The organism is Bacillus sp. GC_Bacil_1 (assembly GCF_026540675.1).
Taxonomy (GTDB): Bacteria; Bacillota; Bacilli; order Bacillales; family Bacillaceae_G; genus Bacillus_A; species Bacillus_A cereus.
In genome coordinates this window covers 108,388-129,853 of the sequence record NZ_JALNUG010000016.1, presented here as the reverse complement: position 1 = coordinate 129,853, position 21,466 = coordinate 108,388, and the positions used below count along the sequence as shown (strand labels likewise).

Here is a 21,466-nt window from a genome sequence, read left to right as displayed (position 1 = left end):
TTATACCTCCAGATAAATTTACTTATTTTAATTGCAGTTATATCTTTTATATAAATTCTGTATTTTTTCAAGCGCTATGCACGCGATTGTGTTTCCTTTCTTTCCTAGCCGTAAGCAGCTGAGGAGTGAAAATCCCAACCAATATAAAAATAATACCAATCCACTGCATGAATGTTACGACTTCATGTACAAGTGTAATAGAAGCGATAATAGCAGTTGGTAATTCAGCTGCACCTAATATTGTACCGAGTCCTGTTCCAACCTTTGGTACACCGATTGAAAAACAAATGACAGGTACAACAACGCCGAATAATCCGAGGAAGAAAGCATATTTCCATAGACCGGCTTGGAGGGCACCATCTGTTAAAAAGGTTGGTGGGAAGAATAGACATACGATAAGAGTCGCACTTGTTGTCATGAGAAAGCTTTTCGTATAAGGGGGAACATCTGTAGCAACGCGTCCGCTTGCAAAAACATAGAATGAAAAAGAGACTGCAGCTAATAGTCCAAAGATAATCCCTTTCGTAGAAAAACTTTGTCCGAGGCCTTCAAATACACCACCTGCAAACAATGTACCAGCAAATAAAATAAGGATAGATATGATCTTATCGCGGCTTGGAAAGGTTCGATTTGCAATCGCTTCGATAATGACACCAATCCAAGTGAACTGAAAGAGTAGGACGACAGCGATAGATGCGGGTAGTTCTTCTACAGAAATAGCGTAGAAAATCCCAGTCATACTCATTGTTGTTCCGACGGTTAGTAATGAAAAGAATTGTTTTTTTGTTACTTTATGACGTGAAAAGAAAAGAACGAGTAGAAATAGTCCAATCCATCCGAAGACATATTGTCCCCCTAATAGTTGATGTGCTGAAAATCCATTTATGAATCCGAGTTTGAAAATAGTTGAAAGTATGCCGTAGCTGCAAGCACCGAATAAAACGAGCAATGAATATTTAAACTTATCCATAAAAAATCCTCCTTTTAAGTAATAAAAAACGCCCGCTATCCAAATAAGGATAACGGGCGAACGAAACAGAGTAAGACACTCTACAAAATTCCGCCACTCACACATGAAGTATGAGTTTGGGGTATGTAATTATAGTGAATGTTACATTGCTTTTGGGAATACAATGGAGCATTTTACACCTTGAGCTGTGTTTTGTATCCCGTAAGGAAACTGATGTTTATCTAATATTTGTTTCACGATATATAATCCAAGACCACTACCTTGTACTAAACCGTGTTTATCAGGGTTTGCGCGATAGAAAGGCTCAAATAAATGAGCAAGTTTATCTTCATCAATTTGTGAACCTGTATTCAATACTTCTAATGCGTAACCGTTTGGTTTTTCATAAAGCTTTATATATACGTGCTGATGGTCAATTGTATAATGAATTGCATTTGAAATAATGTTAAAAATAGCAGTTTGAATAAATTTAGGATCAGCTAAAATTTGTACGTCGTGTTTAATATTAGATTGTACATTTAATTGTTTTACAGATACAAAGTAATCTACTTTCTTTATAACATCCTCAATAATATTAGATAAAGAAATGACTTCTAAATTCGGTTTAAATTGAGGGTTTTGTATTTTGGATAATTCCGACATTTTTTCCGTTAATATGTTAATGTCTTGCATCATCTCGTAGGAACGTTTCAAATACTTATCTCTATCTTTATAAGCTCCAATTCCGTGAATCATGCCATCTAGTTGTCCCATAACGGCTGCGATGGGTGTTTTTAATTCATGGGATACCATAGACATAAATTCTTTACGAGATTGTTCTAATTGTTGTTCCTTCTTGAGCTCATTTCTTAAATCTTGATTGCTTTCATGTAAATTCTTCACAATATTTGGTACTTGTGAAGCGGCTACTGACAAATTAAAATCTGTTTGATCTGTATTTTTGTTAAGTAGCTTTTTATCTGAGAAATCAAGATTCATAATATCTTTTAAAGCATCGCTCATATATTGAAAAGGTTTAGCAATTAGTTTTGCGTACATTAAAGATCCGAGTAGAGATAATGCAAGCATTGTCGCGCCAACCTGTGGAGCTAACTGCTGCAACGCATCTGCTAACTTTGGATTATCATTTGTATCATTTGTTTTACTTGCTGCATTTTGTGTATGTAAGGCATCATTATTAGCGGCTTTCTTTTCTGCTTCTGTAAGCTGATTAGAAGTGCTATTTTTCCCCGAAAGGTTTTGTGTATGTTCTTTTGCTTTTGCAGTTTGGCTAGGCTGCAAAAGGTGATTGATAGCTGCAGAAAGAGATTTATAATCTACAATAGAAGATTGGAAATTAGAAATGTTCCCTTCTGACACAGCTTTATTTTGATTCGTTTTACTTTGATCGTTTTGCTTATCTGAATCCGCCTGTTCTGTAGTCGGCGTTCCATTTTCTTTCGCAAAACGTTCTTTATCGTAGTTTGAAGCTAGAAAGTAAATAATTTGATAAAGACAAAGTGATAAAAGAATACAAAATAATAAGGTTTTGATGAAAATATTTTTGGTGATGTTGTCTTTACTACGATTCGATTTTGTAGCCAATACCTTTCACCGTTTTAATATAAGTAATTCCTAATTTTTTTCTTAGGTTTTTAATATGTGTATCTATAACTCTTACATCACCATAATGTTCATAGCCCCATACCTTATTCAACAAATCACTTCTTGATAATACTTTTCCTCGATTTTGCAGTAAAGTATAAATAATTTCAAATTCTTTTGTTGTCAATTCAATTTGATTACCATGAACATAAGCTGCATATGCTGTAGAGTTTAACATCAATTCATGGAATTGTAGTATAGTTGCAGCTTCTGCTTCCTTCGTTGCTGCCCTTCTTAATACAGCCTCTACACGCTTAATAAATACAGTGTAATGGAACGGTTTCGTAATATAGTCATCAATACCTAACTCAAATCCTTTAATTTCACTTTCTTCATTATGTAAGCCTGTTAACATAATGATTGGTACATCAGATTGTCCTCGCATAATTTTACAAATACTATAGCCATCTATATCTGGTAACATTACATCGAGGAGGACAAGATCATATGAATTTTTTTGGAAAAGAAGAATACCTTCTGTTCCAGCACCAACTACATCAACGGTAAAGTTTTGTGCCATTAGAAATTCACGAATAAGTTCTTGTATATCTGGGTTGTCTTCAATCACCAGTATATGCGTCATAGTAACACCTCCTAAATAACGCTTTTTACTGCAATATTCGAATTCATCATTTTTCGAGTGACTCAGATTGTTTATACATATAATAAGCCCCCGCTATAAAATAATCATGAAGGTAGCAAGGGGAATAGTTTAGTGTTACTGAATAGTTCAGAATTACAGTAGTTCTATTATAGTATGTATTATAAAATTTATAAAACATTATAACTGTATAATTTTAATATCTACGTTTATCAATGTTTAGATATTAGCTAATCAAATCTATTCCTATTATATATGTAAATACAGTTGTTTTGCTACTGTAAATGAATAAATAAAATAAGCCAAGACATAAAATTCTTGGCTACACATAAATCTTGTTTTTAGGCTATTTGACAGTGACAGTAGCTTGCTGCTGAACGCGCTCAAATAACCAGTGTATATCATTATTATACATACGAATACAACCAAGTGTTGTCCATTTGCCGATTGCTTGATTATTGTTAGTTCCGTGAATCGCATAAGTTGTTCCGTAAGTTCCTGCCATATTTAATCCAAGCCAACGGTCACCAAGTGGATTACGTGGATCCCCGCCTTTAATTTTGCCTGTATAATAAGGGCGGTTTTTAATTTTATTTACGATTTGAAAAGTGCCTTTAGGTGTAGGCGTTGCAGCTTTTCCAGTAGCGACAGTAAAACTTTTTATAAATTTTCCATCCTGATAATAATCCATTTTATTTAACTGAGTGTCTACAATTAATTGATCTTTCGTTGTAGCGGCCTCTGCGCTAGCGAATGGAAGAGTTAAAAATCCTAATGATAATAGTGCGCTTAATAATAATTTTTTCATTGTTATTCTCCTTTTACTATCGTAATAGTCTTACATACAATGAAGTTGTAATCCTCGTAATGCTTTATTTACATTTTCATCTAATGTTTCAAAGAATGTAGTGATTTTGCTGTTGTGTTTGTTGTTTTTATCAATAAGTAATCTTTCGTTCAATAAAAGCTCACCACGTAGTCCAAAACTTTGAACTTGAATATTTAGCTCATCTTCATTTTCAGAAATAATTGGTAAGAAATAGTGAAAAGCTTTCGTTGGAATGATGTAGCTTTTGCCAATCATGCTTTCTTGGTTTGAGTTAGTCCATTTTTTCGTGACAATTTTAATATTCTTTTTTGAAACGATAAAAGATAGTGTTGTAGATTTTGTTAAACTTACGTCAAATTCACTTGTTTCACATATGTGTAAATTAAAAACGGTTTCATTTTGATGAGATTCAACATTTGTATTAATAAAATCGTGCATTTTATATGCTTCCATTTCGTATTCACCCTTTTTTCAATTTCGAAAAACGACTTATATTTATTCAAATTAATGCTTAGTCATATATTAGTTAAATTTTTCAACAAATTCCGATATAATCTTACAATACGTATATGAAGCTAATATGAAGTTAGCATGAGTTTGTGGTGGTTTTTTATTGAGAACAAAATAAGAAAGGTTTTTCAGTGTTAAAAAATGGATAAAATTTGCATATTATTAATGCGTCTTTTTGTTATTTCGACTTGAAAAATGCTTTTAGCTACTTAATAAAGAACGGAAATCATTAGTGTGACCCTTACAAAAATGTAATAAAAATGTAAGCTATTGTGATAGTTATTTCGACAATTTTTTTATACAATAATAGTAAGAAGTTGTACGTGATTGAAAGGAGAGATGACATGGAATGGATTCATGAATTATTTCAGCAATACGGGTATTATGTTGTACTTGTCGGCTTGCTGTTAGAATATATTGCACTTCCGTTTCCGGGAGAGCCAACGCTAGCATATGCGGGATTTTTAGCACATAAGGGTGATTTAAGTTTACCGATTTTAATCATTCTATCCTTTATTGGGACAAGTGTAGGAATGACGATTCAATACTTTTTAGGAAATAAATTAGGTATGCCTTTCATTCAAAAGTATGGGAAATACGTATTTTTGACACAAAGAAAAATTGACTTAACGAGAATGTGGTTTGATAAGTATGGGTACTTCCTAATTTTTATTGGTTTCTTTATTCCTGGTGTACGTCATTTCACAGGATACTTTGCAGGAATTATTAATTTACCATTCCGTCGTTTTGCCATTACAATTTATTCAGGCGCTCTATTTTGGGTATCATTCTTCTTAATCGGTGGTTACTGGTTAGGTGGAAATTTACATGATATATTTGGAGTGCTAGAAGGTCATATCGGTAAAATCATTTTTGGAGTTATTGTGATTGTAGCGGTTACGTTAGGTATTCGTTTCCGTAAGCAGTTAAAACGAGTATTACTACAAAACGCAAGCTAATATGAAATCCATTCTATGTCAGAATTTAGGAAGGCAGTGCAAAAGCACTGCCTTTTTTATTTTATTGTTAAGACTATGTTTAATGCACATTTTACATTCTTTATAGGAATTTGATACAGGATAAGAAATAAGTATCTTGTCAATTATTATAGTCGTAATGACAATTATAATTGACAAAAATAAGGATATTATTTACAATTTTAATTAAATAAATGAAAAAGAGGGAAGACATGAAGCTTCAAAATCGAGTGAGGGAATTGCGAGCAAAGCATCGTTTATCACAAGGGGATTTAGGAAAAGTAATTGGATCATCACGGCAAACGATTAGTTTAATTGAACGTGGGGATTATGCACCATCTATTGTATTGTCTTTAAAAATCGCGCAAATTTTCAATGTACCAGTGGAGGAAATATTTACGTTAGTAGAGGGGGAAGAGGACGATGAAGAGTAAGCGAAAAAAACAATTTGATTCTGTGGGGAAAATAGCAGTAAGTATGATGGGTGGCTTTTTAACGTCTTATATAGCTTTAAATTTACTCTCGGATGAACCGAGAAAATTATCATCTAATACATTTATAGGTATATGTACTATTTTTGGAATCTTAATGATGTACTATACTTGGAAGAATACACGTATGTTAGCAGAGGCACGCGATGAAGAAGAGAGCGTACAAGGTAGAAAATTAGGCATTATAAGTATATATTTACGTGTAGGTGATATAGTTACGCAGGCATGGTTTGTATATGCAGTTATTACATGTAGACGTGCACTGTTGCAGGATACAAATGTTTCATTTGCGGTGTGGAATTTAGTAGCTTCTATTGTTTGTTTAACTACTGTAGTAACTATCGGACTCATAACAAAAAATCGTTATAACAAGCTATATCCTGAACAAGGTGTAACGTATATGGAATCTATGAAAATGTGGACGAAAAATGCAGATGAAGGATTAAAGCACATTGTGCATGAGGCTGGATATAAAGCGTATGAATTTACGAATACAATATTGGCATATGTATGGTGGGCTGCCGTTATATATACAGCTGCTAGTGATATCGATTTTGTGTTAATTGGTTTAATCTCATTTATTTGGATATTGCATCTCGGGAAGTTCATGTACGAAATGCAGAGAAAAATGATTTATTAAGGGGAGAAAAAGGTGGATATTTTAAGAAGGCCAGCTGGCTCAATGACAGTGGCGCTAATTCTGTCCATTTTATACGGAGTAATCCGAACTGGGAAATTAGAAGTAATTTTGAACCTATGGGCAATAGTTGGAATTTCATTGTTAGTGTTAGCCATTCATGAGCTAGGACATGTAGTATTTGGTGTAATAGGTGGTTTAACATTTAAATTTATGACAGTAGGACCCATTACTATTCAAAAAGAAAAGGGAAAATTACGCATTCGAGAAAATAAATTATGGGCGTACTTTGGAGGCGTTGCAACACTAGTACCACCTTCTATAGAGACACCGAATCTTTCGAAAAAGTGGGCGTGGCTCACTTTAGGTGGACCGATTACGAGTTTACTATTTGGTATTACTTCCGGTTACATATACATGGTGAGTTATTATCAATATCTTTTATATTTTTCCTTTTTCCATTTTGCAATCTTTGCGGTTACAATTGCGCCGATAAAAGGAATGCTTATGAGTGATGGGATGCAATTTCTTATTTTAATTAAAGATGATGAAAGAGCTAGAAATCACTTATATGAGATTCAAATATCGAGTGAGTTATTTAGTTATAAAAGACCGAAAGATTGGGATGAAAGATTAGTAGAATTGAGTGAGGAGAAAATAAAAGAGAATAAAGGGATAAGAGAGATAATGAGTAGACTTATGCTCGTCTTTTTTGCTCGTGCAGATCAAGAGGGAATGGAAAGAGCGATACCGTATATAGAACGAATTGTTCAACTACCTGTAACGAAAGAAAATAAGTTTTTCGTTAGTAGTTTTCATAGTTGGTATCTTTTATATAAAGCCCTTTATCAGATGGATAGTCTTTCTTTGCAAGAAGCAAAGGAACATGCAAAGGCTATTACAAAAATGGACCTAAGTGGATATTACCGTACACAAGGAATTATTAAATATGTAGAGGGCAATATGGAAGCGTCCCGTACTTATATGAAGAAAGCTGATCAAGAATTAAAGAGCGCCGAGAAGAGTGAGATGGGATATTTACAATTAGAAAGAGAATGGTTTAAGCAGCTGAAAGAGAGGGTATCTTACGATGGGTGAGGTATCCTCTTTTTTATATGTCATCTTATGCCGTTCCATAAACAGCCTAGGGCGAGTAAAATGAGATAAGAAGAGCAAAGCTTGGAGGAAGTAAATATGGAAATCTTATCAATTATTTTGATAGTCTTGCTCATTTATGTTGTTTTTAAAGTGGCATATGTAGCATTAAAGATACTCGCGATCCTATTAATTATCTTTTTAATCGTAGAGTTCGGCAGTAAGTTGCTTGGGGGATAGGGTATGTTGTGAGTTTTGAGTGTCGAAGGTTGTCGGTAAATCGATATCTTGTGTCGAAGCGTTGATATAATGAAAAAATCGTTGATATAAGTGGAGAAACGATCGATATATTTGAAAAATCGTTGATATATTTTAGTGAATACGAAGTGGGGTATATGGAAAAGAAGTTGCCGTGAGGGTAACTTCTTTTTATCGTGATGCGGGGATATGCAAACCAACATAAAAAAGCTGGAAGAGTATCTTCCAGCTTAAGAGTTACTTTCGATTTGGCGACCGCTATCTTCTTCATTGTCTTGTAATAGGTTGAATACGTCTGCTAGGCAGAATGCAATGAACCAAGTCCATAGACCGTGGAAGAAAGCTGAGCTTAATTGAAGTGGTAATGTATAGTTTGTCATTGAGTAGGAAATACATCCACCAACGATTCCGATCATTGTTAATAACATTGTTTTTTGAGCATTTTCTTCTGGATTGAAGAGGAAGTAAATGTATCCACCTAAAATTGAAGCGCTTACAAGTGTTTCGATTCCATTAAAAATGATATTCTCTCCAAGCTGTGTGTTTGTCCAGAAGCAGATTGTTCCGCCGATAATAGCAAACAGGACAGCTATTGTATATCGTATATATTGATTCATATGTTCATCTCCTTATGTAATAAGATGATTTGGAAGTCAAAAAGGTAGGTATAGTATATTGAAGTGAGTTTTAATTGTACGTATCTTTTTATAAAAAGATCATTGAAGAGTAACTAAGATGATCGGTTGTTTAAACCGTTACGTGTATGGTGTCTGAAATATACCCGACTGCTCGTTTCTTTTTGCTTGTAAAATAAGAGAAACTTCCAAGTCTATATACTCTTTTTTTGTGAGTCTGCTTTCATTATAACACATTTAGAGACATAATAATAGAATTATCTGATTTTGTAATAAGTGTAAAAAATAAAAAGCGCAAGGAAATACCATTAACGGTGCAGTTTAGTGGAAGAAGGATTTTAATTTATTATGATGAAATATGTAATAAAGGTGAGATCTAAGAAGGAGGCTTAAATACTATAAAAAATATTTTATAGTATGAATGTAAGGGAGGAGAGCTAACTTGGAGTTCACAACAGAAAGATTAATAATTAGACCTTTTAAGAGTACTGATTTACAGGATGTATTTGTTATTTATAATAGTGATGATACATGTAAGTTCCTATTACATAATAAGTGGACTCATGAAGACATGCAGAAAAGATTTAATAAGAAGCTAGCAAATAATGTACTTACTAAAGAATCAATATTAAGTTTGGCAGTTATATACAAAACTAAAGTAGTTGGTGATTTATCCGTATGGTACACAAATATGAAAGACACTGTTGAGATTGGTTATAGTTTTTCAAATGAAGTAGCTGGGAGAGGTTTGGCGACAGAAGCAGTAAGTAGTTTGGTATTGAAATTATTTAATGAATTTAATGTACATCGTATACAGGCTAATCTTGATGCACGTAATACAGCTTCACAAAAATTGTGTGAACGAATAGGCATGAGAAAGGAAGCCCATTTCATACAAGATTTTTGGAATAAAGATGAATGGACAGATAGTATTGTATATGGGATGCTATCCTCCGATTTGTAGTAATAAACTTAGTGATTTTATTATGCTAAAAGGTACGTGAGTTGAATAACAAAGGGCATAACATATTATATATGACTAATATGTTATGCCCTTTAATTTATTACCCTTTTTTATATGCGTTTGAAACGGCCGACAATTTCAACTGTTTCAGTAATGTTCATAAATGCTTTGTTATCCACTTGACGGATAATACGTTTCATTTCGCCTAACTCATAGCGAGTCACGACAGTGTAAATCATTTTTTTCTTATGGTTTGTATAGCCGCCGACAGCGTCTACCATTGTCACCCCGCGTATGCCGTGATGTAGTAGTGCGCTTTTTATTTCCTCACCTTTTTCTGTAACTGTCATTATCGTTAATTTAATATGTTTCGTATGCACAGCATCGATAACTTTGCTGACTACAAACCGGCTAATTAACGTATAAAGTGTAATATCCCATCCGAAAATAAAACCTGCTGCAACAAGTAAGACTAAGTTGAATACAAAGATGATTGCTCCAATTGAAATATCTCGATGTTTCGCTACAATCAATCCAACAACATCAAAGCCACCTGTTGAAGAAGCAAATCGGAATATGATTCCAGAAGCTGCTCCGCAGATTACACCACCGAATACAGAAGATAGTAAAATATCGTCTGAAACCTGGTGTACAGGGATAATGTTCATCGCTAACGATGATACAGCTACAAAGTAAGCTGTTAAAAAGGTTGTCTTCTTGCCTAAGTAAAAGTGACTTAAAATAAGAAGAGGAATGTTTAGTAAAAAGATAAGTGCACCGATATTGTAGTGCATTAAATAACCGATAATCATCCCTACACCAGCGAATCCACCGCTAATCATGTTATGCGGGATAAAAAACATATTCATAGAAATTGCATACAAAATAGAAGCTATAAAAATAACAACCAACTGTATCATAAATTCTAAGTGAAATGTTTTAGCTGCTGGGAAGGATAAAAAGGCGGTGTCGGGAACGTAATCGGCGTCTCCTAGTTGACCCATAGTATGTTTCATCTCCATATTCATTTTTGATTACAAGAAGAGAATAAAGGTTTTTTCAAAAACTGGCAATAGTTTTATTATAATGCAAAAATTTTATAAATTTCTAATAAATCAAGCCTATTCATTGAGGTGCGTGAATATACTAAAGAAAGCGAATACAACGTTTCTTAATTATTATTTTCTTGAGAAAATATGCAAAATACTTTTTTTGAAAATAAAAGGAAATAGAGAATGTTTGCCTAATGTGCTAAAATGACCTTATTAAGGATGTGAAGCGATGGAATTTTTATTGCAGGATGCAATTCTATATATATCGTTTGTAACGACGGCACTTTGTTTATTAGAAGTTTTCTTCCTTGCTAATGTTTCTCGCTTTGTGCGTCAACAAGCATCAAGCGGTAGACAAAGAGCTTTTGCGCTAGTTGATACATGTGAAGATAGTGCGGGAAATGTACCGCTATTTTCTATTTTTTATAAATATGGAATGATTCGTTCTGTACGCAGACAAGAATCAAGTGAAGAGAATGACGAGGTCGGTCCGTATACACCAATGTTTCGCTAAATAATTACGAAACATTGGAGGAATGAACATGTTAAAATCATACCGAGCTGTGCTCGTTAGTTTATCATTATTATTTGTTTTTGTTTTATCTGGTTGCAGTAATGCAGCCCCAATTGATGCACATAGTACTGGGATTTGGGATCATTATTTTGTATATCCAATCTCGTTTATGATTCAATTTGTCGCTCATCATATACCTGGAGCTAGCTTTGGGATTGCCATCATTATTATGACGCTCGTTATTCGTTCAGCAATGATTCCATTAGCTGTTTCGCAATATCGCAGTCAAGCGAAAATGAAGAAAATGCAACCTGAACTGCAGAAGCTAAAGAAAAAGTACGGTGATGTAAGCAAAGACCTTGAAAAACAAAAGCAGTATCAAAAAGAAATGTCAGAACTAATGAAATCAGGCGGTTGGAATCCACTTGCTGGTTGCTGGCCATTATTAATACAAATGCCGATTTTCTCTGCTTTGTATTATGCGATTAGCAGAACGGAAGAGATTCGCACATCTTCGTTTTTATGGGTGAACCTAGGACATGCAGATCCATATCATATATTACCGATTATTGCAGCGTTAACGACATTTATTCAGATGAAAGTTTTCCAATCGAATATTACATCTGGAGAACAAGTACAGATGCTAAAGATGCAGCAAATTATGATGCCGGCAATGATTCTATTTATGGGGTTTGCGGCGCCATCAGGACTTGTGTTGTACTGGATAACAGGTAACTTATTTACAATGACACAAACAATTGTATTAAGAAAAATAATGGAACGTGAAGAGTTACAATTACAAAAAGCATAGAGAAACACCGCTCATTACGAGCGGTGTTTTTTTGTTAAGTCGTTAAGGAAATGTTAAGAAACCGGCATTACTATAGGCATTGTATACGAAAGTGTACATGCATTAGAAATATGAAGGAGGAAATTTCCTATGAAGAAGAAAACAGTTGGGTATTTAGCGATTGCAGGTGCGTTATCATTCGGAATCATTGGAGGAGTCGGCATTCCGGCATTCGCGGCAACGAATACTCCAGCAGTGGATCAGCCTGCAAAAACGGCGAAAAAGGATTTGGATGACGCTACAAAACAAAAATTAAAAACAATTATGGACGATACAAAGAAACAGTTAGAGGAACTAGGTGTAAAGCTTCCAGAGAAAGAGAAGCGTAAAGACATGTTTGCAGGATTAGATGAACAGGCGAAAGAAAAAGCGAAGTCCATTTTAGAGCAAGAGAAATCCGGAAAACTAACACGTGAACAAGCAAAAGAGGAATTAACAAAGCTAGGCGTGAAAATGCCGGAGAAAGGTAAGCGTGGAGACATGTTTGCTAACTTAGATGAACAGGCGAAGGAGAAAGCGAAGGCGATTTTAGAGCAAAAGAAATCTGGAAAATTAACGCATGAGCAAGCAAAAGAGGAATTAACAAAGCTAGGCGTGAAAATGCCGGAGAAAGATAAACATGGAGACATGTTTGCTAACTTAGATGAACAGGCAAAAGAGAAAGCAAAGTCAATTTTAGAGCAAAAGAAATCTGGAAAATTAACGCATGAGCAAGCAAAAGAAGAATTAACAAAATTAGGTGTGAAACTTCCAGAGAAAGAGAAGCGTGAAGATATCTTTGCGGGATTAGATGAAGCAACAAAAATAAAAGCAAAAGCGATTTTAGACAATGAAAAGAAACAATTAGAGGCATTGAATATTGATTTACCGCACCATAAGTTTTTTATGAAAAAAGAAGATAAATAATTGAATGAAGTCGTATCTTTCGTGTGGGCAACCGGAAGGTACGTGCGAGGACCGATTTCTGTCAGCAGAAATCGGTCCCTTTTAATGATTCAATAAAATTCTTTTCATTGTTAGTATGTATCCGAAGATGCAGTAGAAGATTGCAAAACCGATAAACACTTCCGTATATTGATATTTACCCAATACGTAGAAGGAAACAGCTGGTATAATAGCTACCGCTAAAATGCTATAACCAGGATACTTGTGCCGATGCATGATAGCGAATAGAACAGAGAGAAACGTAGCGATGATACAAAAGACAGCAATCATTATTGGTGCACCTCCTAAATAGATTATACCATTTTTAGGGAAATGGAGAAGTGTCGTACCTTCTGTTATAATATAAGAAGAGAAATATTTCCTATGTTATATAAAAAAATATATTGATTTTTTCTAACAATTCAATATAATGAACAATAACTACAAAATTCGACATCAAGAAGTGATGATGAGGACACGATCAATTTTTTACGATTCTCAGAGAGGGAAGCCTTTGGCTGTGAGCTTCCTAATACGGAAAAATGGGATTACCACCTCTGAACTGCAGCAGTGAACGAACATCTAGTAATTGCTTGCCGGCAAAAACCGTTATTTAGACTTGAGAAATTGGTGAAGTGTGTTACTTTACGAATTGAAACAAGGGTGGAACCACGAATACAACACTCGTCCCTTTTTTAGGGAGGAGTGTTTTTTTATTTCATTTTTGCATCACACTAGGATTGGAAGGAGGATACGCAGCATGCATCATGATGAGAAGAACAAAATTGGTTTAACAGTAGCACTTTCTATCGTAGTAGGAACGATTATTGGATCTGGTGTGTTTATGAAACCAGGGAGCGTATTAGATTACTCGGGGAGTTCTAATATGGCCATTCTTGCTTGGGTAATTGGTGGTCTGTTGACGCTAGCAAGTGGTTTAACAGTAGCTGAAATTGGAGCGCAAATCCCGAAAAATGGTGGGTTGTATACGTATTTAGAGGAGATTTACGGGAGTTTTTGGGGATATTTATCAGGTTGGATGCAAACAATTGTTTATGGACCTGCTATTATCGGAACATTAGGTTTATACTTTAGTTCTTTAATGATTAATTTTTTCTATTTAGATAAAGTGTGGAATTTACCAATTGCAATTGGAACGGTTGTGTTCCTTGGCGTTATAAATAGTATGGGAACAAAATACGGAGGTATCGTCCAAACAATCACGACAATCGGGAAGATGATTCCGATCATATTAATTGTCGTGCTAGGTTTTTGGAAAGGGAATAGCGATATCTTTAACGTAGTAGTGCCGATATCAGAAAATCAAAGTATCGGTATGGCAATTTTAGCAACGTTATTTGCTTATGACGGATGGATTTTACTTGCTTCGATTGGCGGAGAAATGAAGAATCCAACAAAGTTATTACCGAAAGCAATGACAGTGGGGATTTTAATCGTAACTGCTGCTTACGTATTAATTAACTTGGCGTTATTAAATGTATTACCAGCAGCGAAAATTGTAGACCTTGGAGAAAATGCGACAGCGACAGCTGCGGGTATGTTACTTGGAGAATATGGCGGGAAAATTATTAGTATCGGTATTATCGTTTCTATTTTCGGCTGTTTAAATGGAAAGATTTTAACGTTTCCACGTATCCCAATGTCTATGGCAGAGCGTGGACAACTTCCATTTTCTAAGTTTATTGCAAAGGAAAGTCCGAGATTTAAAACACCAGCAAATGCGATTACTGTTGAAATCATTTTAGGAATTATTTTAATGATTATTAGTGATCCAAATAAGCTATCTGAGATTTCCGTATTCATTATTTATATTTTCTATGTAATGACGTTTATTGGTGTCTTCATTTTAAGAAAACGTAATAAGAATAAAGAGCGTGCATATAGTGTACCGTTATTCCCAATCGTACCAATCGTAGCGATTTTAGGTTCGTTATTTGTAATTGGTAGTGCGATTATTAACGATCCAGTAAGTTGTTTCTTATCGATTGGAATTGTATTTACGGGACTGCCGGTGTATTGGTACTTGAATAAGAAGAAAGAAACAGAATGATGGAAAGGTAGGTGTATAATACGCTTACCTTTTTTACTGTAAAAAAATTATACTTGCGTCCACTTTCCATTTTGGTTACTATAATCGTAGTAACCAAAATGGAAAGTGTGGGGAAAGACTTGAATTTTCGTGTTTATATTTTAGCTATCGCGGCTTTCGTAGTCGGAACGGTTGAGTTAATTATAGGAGGAACGCTCGATTTAGTTGCCAATGATTTAGGAGTATCTATTAGTGCAGCTGGTCAGCTTATAACAATATTTTCGGTAGTATTTGCTTTGTCAGGTCCAGTTTTATTAGCTTTGACAGGGAAGTTTGAAAGAAAAACATTGTATGTTGGAGCATTATCGATTTTCTTAATCGGAAATATTATTTCGGCATTTAGTGTGAATTACGGAATGCTGATGTTCTCAAGGGTTATTTGTGCGGCCAGTGGTTCATTAATTATTGCACTATCGGTAACACTTGCTTCTAGTGTAGTAGAACCGCATTTTCGTGCGCGTGCAATTGGAATCATTTTTATGGGAATTAGTGGATCACTTGTACTTGGAGTACCGCTTGGTCTTGTACTCGGAAATGCATACGGATGGCGTGCACCATTTGTATTAATTTCTGTATTAACAGTTATGGCAATAGCTTGTATTTCATTGTTCTTAACGAAAGTACCACCGACATCGGTATTATCAATAAAAGAACAACTTGCTACTTTAAAAGATAAAAAAATTGTAAGTGCACAGTTAACATCATTTTTGTTTTTAACGGGGCATTTAACATTGTATGCATATTTAACACCGTTTTTAAAAGATGTCATGCATGTTGAAGCAAATTGGATTAGTGTGTTTTACTTCATTTTCGGAATCGCAGCAGTAATTGGCGGCGGATTCGGTGGATGGCTTGCTGATAAATGGGGATCGAAGAAAAGTATTATCTCGATTATTATCGTATTTGCATGTGCAATCTTCATGTTGCCATTAATGACATTCTCATTCCCGCTCTTCATCATTATGATGGGACTTTGGAGTATGCTGAGCTGGGCGATTTCACCAGCACAGCAAAATTATTTAATTGAAATTGCACCGGAATCAGCTGGTATTCAGCAAGGTTTAAATAACTCTGCGCTTCATTTAGGAATTGCACTTGGTTCAACAGTAGGTGGAGTTGTTATTGAAAAATCATCTGTTATATATAATGCTTGGGTAGGTGGTGGCTTTATTATATTAGCACTGCTTTGCGCGATTTTCTCGATTACGAGAGGACGCTCTACTCAGTTCGTGAAAGAAGAATCTATCGTTTGATAGGTTCTTTTTTATTTGTAAAAAATTTCAGGTTTTAGTAGGTAAATGGAGAAAAGGGTATATAGCGAGGTGATGGTATATGGATTATTCAATTATTGGTTTTATATTCACAGTATTGCCGTTATTTGTGGTTATCATTGTTTTTAGATGGGTTCGTTTCATCTATAAAAATTCAGAGAAACAGATAGAGCAAAATGAGAAAATCATTGAGCTGTTGATGGAGATAAAGGAACAAAATAAAAAGGAGTCTAAGTGAAAAACTAGACTCCTTTTTATTATTTAATTAGTATCTTAATTTCATTAACAAACTCTTAATTTCCTCATCTTTCATAAAGAGATCGTGGTGCTTCTGGGTAATCTTTGCAAGTGCAACGTCGTGATAGAAAAATTCTGTAAAGAACTTTACGAAAGGTTGTGACATTGTTTTCATCGCTTGCCATGACTCTTGTTCTACGCCAGCAAATAAAATTTCACGATCGTCAACGATGAGTAGCAAGTAGCGCTCTAATGCATTAGGCTCTTCAGCTGGGATTAGAAAATGCATGTTTTCTAAGTCTGTTTCTACTTCTCCAACAATAAGAGATTCGATTTGAACACCTTGTTTTGCTTTTTGTTCTAGTAAAGGGAGATATTCTAAAAGAGTATCATTCCAAGCTGAAATACGGATGGATTCTTGTGCACTTTCAATGAGTTCTTTACTTTGAACTCGAATAGAAGATTGCATTTTTAAGCTCCACACACGGTCATCTGTAAATGATTTTTTTGATATGTTTGTTTCCAGTTCTTTAATATTTGATTGGAATTCTGTCGTTAATTTTTCAATTGCTAGTTTTAGTGGTAATGCTGTATACAATTTTTTCTTTTCTGAAACAGAATCCATTACCATTCCTTTATCGATTAGGCGTGCTAGTACTTCATATATTTTTGCTTTTGGAACACCTGAATGCTTCACAATTGTTGTAGCATCTAATGGTTCATTGCTTGATACGACAACTTCATAAGCTTGGCTTTCATATTGTGAGAAACCGAATTTTTGTAACATAGTTCCCTCCGAACGAATGAGATTATATTTTAAGGATAATGAACTATTTGTTTTTGCACAAGTGGTAGTCCGTTTTCTAATTGTATTAAGGTGAGAATTAATTTCAATTTTTTAATTTTATCTATTATACTTAATATAATGATTAATAAGATTTCAATTTAATGCGAAGGGGATGCTGGGGGGAAGATGTTAAGAAGTTTACGTTTAAAAATTGCGGTAGTGTTTTCAGTACTTATTTCTATGATGTTCGTAATATTGGGTACAGCTGTGTATCAATTACAGAAAGAAAAGGAAGTGCGTTCCTTAGACGAGTATTCTCAAAATGCGATGGATCTTGTGACAGAGCAACTTACGACATTTGTTCAAAGAACGGATGAAGATATGGGGTATTACGCGAACAGTGAGATGATTCGTAATATGCTTCAAGGTGGGGTTACTCCAGAAGAGGAAGCGTTTTTAACGAAAGAGTTTGCAGAGTATAAAAAGAATCATCCTGGTATTTTAGATTTATATATTGGTACGAAAGATAAAAAAACATTAAGTGCCAATCTTGCTGAAGGTGGGCAAGTGCCAGAAGGATATGATCCAACGACAAGACCATGGTATAAAGATTCAGAGGCTGATGTAAAAAAGGTCCATTGGGGACAACCTTCTTATGAAATTGCAACAGGAAAGTTAAGTGTAGGTGTTTCTAAAGCAATTACAGCTCAAGATGGATCTGTATTAGGCGTTGTTGCGATGGATGTATCGCTTGGGACGATTCAGAAGTTGCTTCACAATATTCAATACAATAATGACGGAGAAATGTTTATTATAAATGATAAAAATATGGCTCTTGTTTATCCAGAAAAGATAGGAAAAGATGTTTCTAAAGAGCCACTTATAAAGAGCTTGAATAAAGAGGTAACAAAATATGCGGGCAGTACAATAAAAGGTGAAGATGTAGTAGTTTATAGTCAATCATTTGATACGATGAAATGGACGATAGGAATCTTTTATCCGAAAGAAACGATCGATGGGTTATTAAATAGTACGAGGAATACAGTTATTATAATGGCATGTATTAGTTTATTAGTTGGAATCGTAGCTTCCTACTTGTTCTCAAGAAGATTAGCAAGACCACTGCAACTATTAAAGAATCACGTGCAAAAAGTAGCAGAAGGCGATTTAACGCTGCGAATGAAAGTGACAAGTAAAGATGAAGTTGGAGAGTTGACTAAGCACTTTAATGATATGGTTGAACAAATGAATGAAATGGTAAGTAAAATTAAAAACAGCGTATCAACGGTGCAACAATCAACGAATAGTTTACATTACTTAACGAATGAAACAGTAGCGGCTAGTAGAGAAGTTTCAGGAGCAATGGATGATGTGAGTGGAGGAGCCTCTACTCTTGCGAATGGTGTGGATGAAGTTTCAGCTCAGCTCGAGAATATGGCGGAGTCAGTGGAACAAATGAATAGCTCCGTTGGTGAAATAAAAGGAGTGGCTGGCAAAGCGGAAGAGGCATCTAAGCAAGGATTAAATACAATGAGGAATTTAATCCGTACGAGGGGACAATCATCTTCGATTGTTGTTCATACAGAAGAAGCATCGGATAAGTTAGAACAAAGAGTTGGATCGATTCAAAATGTTGTTGAGCTTATAAAAGGCATTTCGGATCAAACAAATTTACTTGCTTTAAATGCTTCGATTGAAGCTGCCCGTGCAGGTGAGCAAGGTAAGGGATTTGCGGTTGTTGCTGAAGAGGTTCGGAAATTAGCGGAACAATCAAAAGAGGCAACAGGAGAAATTACAACGATGATTGGTGATGTGCAAGTAGAAGTAAAAAGAGTTGTAGAAGTTGTAAGTAAATTGAAAGACATTGCAGATGTGCAAAATAAAGTGACGACAGAGGCAGAAATGGAGTTCCGCACAATTATGTCAGTTGTAAATACGATTAGTACTTCAGTTGAAAAAATTGTAGAAGAGGTACATAACATAGGTTACGAGCAAGGAGAAATTACAGCGGTAATGCATACAATTGCTGGTACGAGTCAAGAAAGTGCAGCTGTTTCCGAAGAGGTACATGCTGCAACGGAATCACAGGTGAATCATTTAGAAAAGGTAGCTCACACGATGGAAAGTTTGACAGAACATATGAGAGATTTAGAAAGATTAGTCGAGCAGTTTAAAGTGGAAGAGTAACATATTAGTAAAATGATGAGGATTTCGGTAAAATAGACAATGGATATATAAGAAACGATTATAGGAGGAAGACTACTATGGCAATTGTTGATGTATCGATTATTCCAGTAGGAACAGGTAATCCAAGTGTTAGTGAATATGTAGCAGAAGTACAAAAGGTGCTAGAGAAAAATGCGGATCGCGTGAAGTATCAATTAACACCGATGAATACAATTATTGAAGGAGATCTTCCTGTCATTCTAGAAGTAATTCAACAAATGCATGAAGTGCCTTATACGAAAGGTGCACAGCGTGTTGCAACAACAATTCGTATTGATGATCGTCGTGATAAAGTAAGCACAATGGAGAAGAAATTAAACTCTGTTCGATCAAAATTATAAGAAAAAGCAGCGATCTTCGCTGCTTTTTTCATATAGGAGGTAAATAAGATGAGTGAAAAGTTTAATGAACAATTTGACGGGTTGTTAGAGAAATACACGGAATTATTACTTGGAGAGAGCAATGAAGAGAGAAAAGAACAGGTGCAGAAGTGGGCACTTTATTCTTACATAGCGAAGACGATGCCAGCTTTAGTGAAGCATTGGAATGAGACATATCCAGATGCGAAAGAAGAGATGGTGCAGTTAATTACGGATATTAAAAGGCTGAATGAAGAGAAGCGAAATGAGCAGTGAGAAAACTTGAGGTGAATGTTACCTCAAGTTTTCTTTATTAATATCCTTATATAATTTACATGGAATATTAAGGGTTTTATAGGCATGTCGAATATTTTCGGTATGCCTATTTTTGCCCTAGTAAACCCGTTTTTTCTAAATGTCGAAAAATATTCCCTTCATATTTACATGCGAGAATATAGGTTTTTAAATGTTTTTATAGTATTTTACAAATTATCTAAATAATTATTTGTATCCAATAATTTTAAACAATGATATAATTTTGAAGAGGGGTAAAAAACAGATAAATTACAGTCATAGGGGTGAATTACATGGAACAATTAATGCGAAATTCGTTTCTTTTCTTATCTAAAAATAAAGCGCTAACAAAACTGGCTAAAAAGTACGGTTTACGCTTTGGTGCAGGTCGCTTCGTCGCAGGGGAGACGATTGAATTAGCGACAGCTGCCATTCAGGCATTAAATAAGCAAGGACTTTGTGTAACAATCGATTATTTAGGTGAATTCGTTGATAATGAAGCGGAAGCAAATGAAATGGCTAACCAATCGATTGAAGCGATCCGTGCAATTGGAAGAGAAGGTCTTGATTCGCAGCTTTCTTTAAAGATGACTTCTATGGGATTAGATATCTCTGATGAAATCGTAATGAACAATATGCGCCGTATTTTAGAAGCGGCAAAAGAAAATGGTGTGTTCGTTACAATTGATATGGAAGACTATACACGCTGCGGGAAAACAATTGATATCTTTAAACAATTAAAATCTGAATACGATAATATTGGTACTGTTATTCAAGCTTACCTATATCGTACAGAAAAAGATATTGAAGATTTAAATGCTTATAATCCTAATTTACGTCTTGTAAAAGGTGCTTATAAAGAACCTGAAGAAGTGGCATTCCCAGACAAGAAAGATGTAGATGACAATTATAAAAAAATTATTAAAATGCACTTATTAAATGGGAATTATACTGCAATTGCTTCACATGACGAAGCGATTATTGAATATACAAAAAAACTTGCCGAAGAACACAACATTCCAAGGGATCAATTTGAATTCCAAATGTTATATGGTATTCGTAATGAGCGTCAACTTGAGCTAGTAAAAGAAGGTTACAAAATGCGTGTTTACGTACCTTATGGAAACGACTGGTATGGCTACTTCATGCGTCGTCTAGCAGAGCGTCCAGCAAACGTTGCGTTCGTATTAAAAGGTATGGTTAAAAAATAACCAAGGAGTAAATACTCCTT

General features: G+C 34.9%; 25 protein-coding genes and 1 other annotated feature. Of the genes, 16 read left to right on the top strand and 9 right to left on the bottom strand.

Going from position 1 to position 21,466, the window contains the following annotated elements; translation table 11 throughout:
* Positions 1 to 67 precede the first annotated feature (67 nt).
* The 5 genes from OXT04_RS22365 to OXT04_RS22345 all read right to left on the bottom strand — a co-directional run bounded on the left by OXT04_RS22365 (position 68) and on the right by OXT04_RS22345 (position 4,497).
* Entirely contained in the window at positions 68 to 970 is a 903-nt protein-coding gene (locus tag OXT04_RS22365; protein WP_000357148.1) for an EamA family transporter, read from the bottom strand.
* A 141-nt stretch (positions 971 to 1,111) separates the two neighbouring features.
* Positions 1,112 to 2,554: a sensor histidine kinase gene (locus OXT04_RS22360; RefSeq protein ID WP_000201961.1), complete on the bottom strand. Its 1,443-nt coding sequence runs from the start codon at positions 2,552 to 2,554 to the stop codon at positions 1,112 to 1,114.
* Complete coding sequence (locus tag OXT04_RS22355) at positions 2,532 to 3,197, bottom strand: response regulator transcription factor (RefSeq protein ID WP_000148834.1); 666 nt, start codon at positions 3,195 to 3,197, stop codon at positions 2,532 to 2,534. Before OXT04_RS22355 ends, OXT04_RS22360 begins: the two co-directional genes overlap by 23 nt.
* Before the next feature lie 364 nt (positions 3,198 to 3,561).
* Entirely contained in the window at positions 3,562 to 4,023 is a 462-nt protein-coding gene (locus OXT04_RS22350; RefSeq protein ID WP_000735058.1) for a L,D-transpeptidase, read from the bottom strand.
* A 30-nt stretch (positions 4,024 to 4,053) separates the two neighbouring features.
* Positions 4,054 to 4,497, bottom strand: coding sequence for a DUF3978 family protein (locus OXT04_RS22345; RefSeq protein ID WP_000388762.1), 444 nt, complete (start codon positions 4,495 to 4,497; stop codon positions 4,054 to 4,056).
* Positions 4,498 to 4,898: 401 nt separating this feature from the next.
* On the opposite strand from OXT04_RS22345, the gene OXT04_RS22340 reads away from it, so the two are divergent.
* The 5 genes from OXT04_RS22340 to OXT04_RS22320 all read left to right on the top strand — a co-directional run bounded on the left by OXT04_RS22340 (position 4,899) and on the right by OXT04_RS22320 (position 7,994).
* On the top strand, positions 4,899 to 5,513 hold the full coding sequence (locus OXT04_RS22340; protein WP_000454754.1) for a DedA family protein: 615 nt from the start codon (positions 4,899 to 4,901) through the stop codon (positions 5,511 to 5,513).
* Between the two features lie 230 nt (positions 5,514 to 5,743).
* Positions 5,744 to 5,965, top strand: a complete 222-nt coding sequence (locus tag OXT04_RS22335; RefSeq protein WP_000776173.1) for a helix-turn-helix transcriptional regulator — start codon at positions 5,744 to 5,746, stop codon at positions 5,963 to 5,965.
* The gene (locus tag OXT04_RS22330) at positions 5,955 to 6,662 is read left to right on the top strand and encodes a DUF3169 family protein (protein ID WP_000837721.1); all 708 of its coding nucleotides are present in this window, start codon (positions 5,955 to 5,957) and stop codon (positions 6,660 to 6,662) included. Before OXT04_RS22335 ends, OXT04_RS22330 begins: the two co-directional genes overlap by 11 nt.
* Positions 6,663 to 6,704: 42 nt before the next feature.
* Positions 6,705 to 7,757, top strand: a complete 1,053-nt coding sequence (locus OXT04_RS22325; RefSeq protein ID WP_141550717.1) for a zinc metalloprotease — start codon at positions 6,705 to 6,707, stop codon at positions 7,755 to 7,757.
* 96 nt (positions 7,758 to 7,853) lie between these two features.
* Positions 7,854 to 7,994 carry a DUF3985 family protein gene (locus OXT04_RS22320; protein WP_000404758.1) on the top strand — a complete coding sequence of 47 codons (141 nt, stop codon included), beginning with the start codon at positions 7,854 to 7,856 and terminating at the stop codon, positions 7,992 to 7,994.
* A 248-nt stretch (positions 7,995 to 8,242) separates the two neighbouring features.
* Here the strand turns inward: OXT04_RS22320 and OXT04_RS22315 are convergent, their stop codons facing one another.
* Complete coding sequence (locus OXT04_RS22315; protein WP_001077773.1) at positions 8,243 to 8,629, bottom strand: DUF3938 domain-containing protein; 387 nt, start codon at positions 8,627 to 8,629, stop codon at positions 8,243 to 8,245.
* Between the two features lie 460 nt (positions 8,630 to 9,089).
* Between OXT04_RS22315 and OXT04_RS22310 the strand changes: the two genes are divergently transcribed.
* Positions 9,090 to 9,611, top strand: coding sequence for a GNAT family N-acetyltransferase (locus OXT04_RS22310; protein WP_000397315.1), 522 nt, complete (start codon positions 9,090 to 9,092; stop codon positions 9,609 to 9,611).
* 110 nt (positions 9,612 to 9,721) lie between these two features.
* Here the strand turns inward: OXT04_RS22310 and OXT04_RS22305 are convergent, their stop codons facing one another.
* The gene (locus OXT04_RS22305) at positions 9,722 to 10,615 is read right to left on the bottom strand and encodes a YitT family protein (RefSeq protein ID WP_000530043.1); all 894 of its coding nucleotides are present in this window, start codon (positions 10,613 to 10,615) and stop codon (positions 9,722 to 9,724) included.
* A 277-nt stretch (positions 10,616 to 10,892) separates the two neighbouring features.
* Here OXT04_RS22305 and OXT04_RS22300 point away from each other — a divergent pair, with 277 nt between their 5' ends.
* The 3 genes from OXT04_RS22300 (at position 10,893) to OXT04_RS22290 (ending at position 12,933) form a co-directional block, all read left to right on the top strand.
* Positions 10,893 to 11,177, top strand: coding sequence for a hypothetical protein (locus tag OXT04_RS22300; protein WP_000394930.1), 285 nt, complete (start codon positions 10,893 to 10,895; stop codon positions 11,175 to 11,177).
* A 28-nt stretch (positions 11,178 to 11,205) separates the two neighbouring features.
* On the top strand, positions 11,206 to 11,988 hold the full coding sequence (gene yidC, locus OXT04_RS22295; protein WP_000920525.1) for a membrane protein insertase YidC: 783 nt from the start codon (positions 11,206 to 11,208) through the stop codon (positions 11,986 to 11,988).
* A gap of 129 nt (positions 11,989 to 12,117) precedes the next feature.
* Positions 12,118 to 12,933, top strand: coding sequence for a hypothetical protein (locus tag OXT04_RS22290; RefSeq protein WP_267417667.1), 816 nt, complete (start codon positions 12,118 to 12,120; stop codon positions 12,931 to 12,933).
* Positions 12,934 to 13,014: 81 nt separating this feature from the next.
* On the opposite strand, the gene OXT04_RS22285 is transcribed toward OXT04_RS22290, so the two are convergent.
* On the bottom strand, positions 13,015 to 13,242 hold the full coding sequence (locus OXT04_RS22285; RefSeq protein WP_000562237.1) for a hypothetical protein: 228 nt from the start codon (positions 13,240 to 13,242) through the stop codon (positions 13,015 to 13,017).
* A gap of 166 nt (positions 13,243 to 13,408) precedes the next feature.
* Positions 13,409 to 13,646 (top strand) — a binding site (T-box leader).
* 65 nt (positions 13,647 to 13,711) lie between these two features.
* On the opposite strand from OXT04_RS22285, the gene OXT04_RS22280 reads away from it, so the two are divergent.
* From OXT04_RS22280 to OXT04_RS22270, 3 genes are all read left to right on the top strand, one after another.
* Positions 13,712 to 15,022 carry an APC family permease gene (locus tag OXT04_RS22280; protein ID WP_000546309.1) on the top strand — a complete coding sequence of 437 codons (1,311 nt, stop codon included), beginning with the start codon at positions 13,712 to 13,714 and terminating at the stop codon, positions 15,020 to 15,022.
* A gap of 11 nt (positions 15,023 to 15,033) precedes the next feature.
* Entirely contained in the window at positions 15,034 to 16,314 is a 1,281-nt protein-coding gene (locus tag OXT04_RS22275) for an MFS transporter (protein ID WP_267417663.1), read from the top strand.
* A 79-nt stretch (positions 16,315 to 16,393) separates the two neighbouring features.
* Positions 16,394 to 16,570 carry a hypothetical protein gene (locus OXT04_RS22270; RefSeq protein WP_098312696.1) on the top strand — a complete coding sequence of 59 codons (177 nt, stop codon included), beginning with the start codon at positions 16,394 to 16,396 and terminating at the stop codon, positions 16,568 to 16,570.
* A 27-nt stretch (positions 16,571 to 16,597) separates the two neighbouring features.
* On the opposite strand, the gene OXT04_RS22265 is transcribed toward OXT04_RS22270, so the two are convergent.
* Positions 16,598 to 17,356 (bottom strand): TrmB family transcriptional regulator, encoded by a 759-nt coding sequence (locus tag OXT04_RS22265; protein WP_053563419.1) that lies wholly within the window; start codon positions 17,354 to 17,356, stop codon positions 16,598 to 16,600.
* A gap of 186 nt (positions 17,357 to 17,542) precedes the next feature.
* Here OXT04_RS22265 and OXT04_RS22260 point away from each other — a divergent pair, with 186 nt between their 5' ends.
* From OXT04_RS22260 to OXT04_RS22245, 4 genes are all read left to right on the top strand, one after another.
* Positions 17,543 to 19,543 carry a methyl-accepting chemotaxis protein gene (locus OXT04_RS22260; RefSeq protein WP_000946362.1) on the top strand — a complete coding sequence of 667 codons (2,001 nt, stop codon included), beginning with the start codon at positions 17,543 to 17,545 and terminating at the stop codon, positions 19,541 to 19,543.
* A 77-nt stretch (positions 19,544 to 19,620) separates the two neighbouring features.
* A complete protein-coding gene (locus tag OXT04_RS22255; RefSeq protein WP_001018860.1) occupies positions 19,621 to 19,923 on the top strand; it encodes an MTH1187 family thiamine-binding protein in 303 nt (100 codons plus the stop codon).
* 48 nt (positions 19,924 to 19,971) lie between these two features.
* Complete coding sequence (locus tag OXT04_RS22250) at positions 19,972 to 20,217, top strand: YusU family protein (RefSeq protein ID WP_001290594.1); 246 nt, start codon at positions 19,972 to 19,974, stop codon at positions 20,215 to 20,217.
* Between the two features lie 311 nt (positions 20,218 to 20,528).
* Positions 20,529 to 21,446, top strand: coding sequence for a proline dehydrogenase family protein (locus tag OXT04_RS22245; RefSeq protein WP_000436780.1), 918 nt, complete (start codon positions 20,529 to 20,531; stop codon positions 21,444 to 21,446).
* Positions 21,447 to 21,466: the final 20 nt, after the last annotated feature.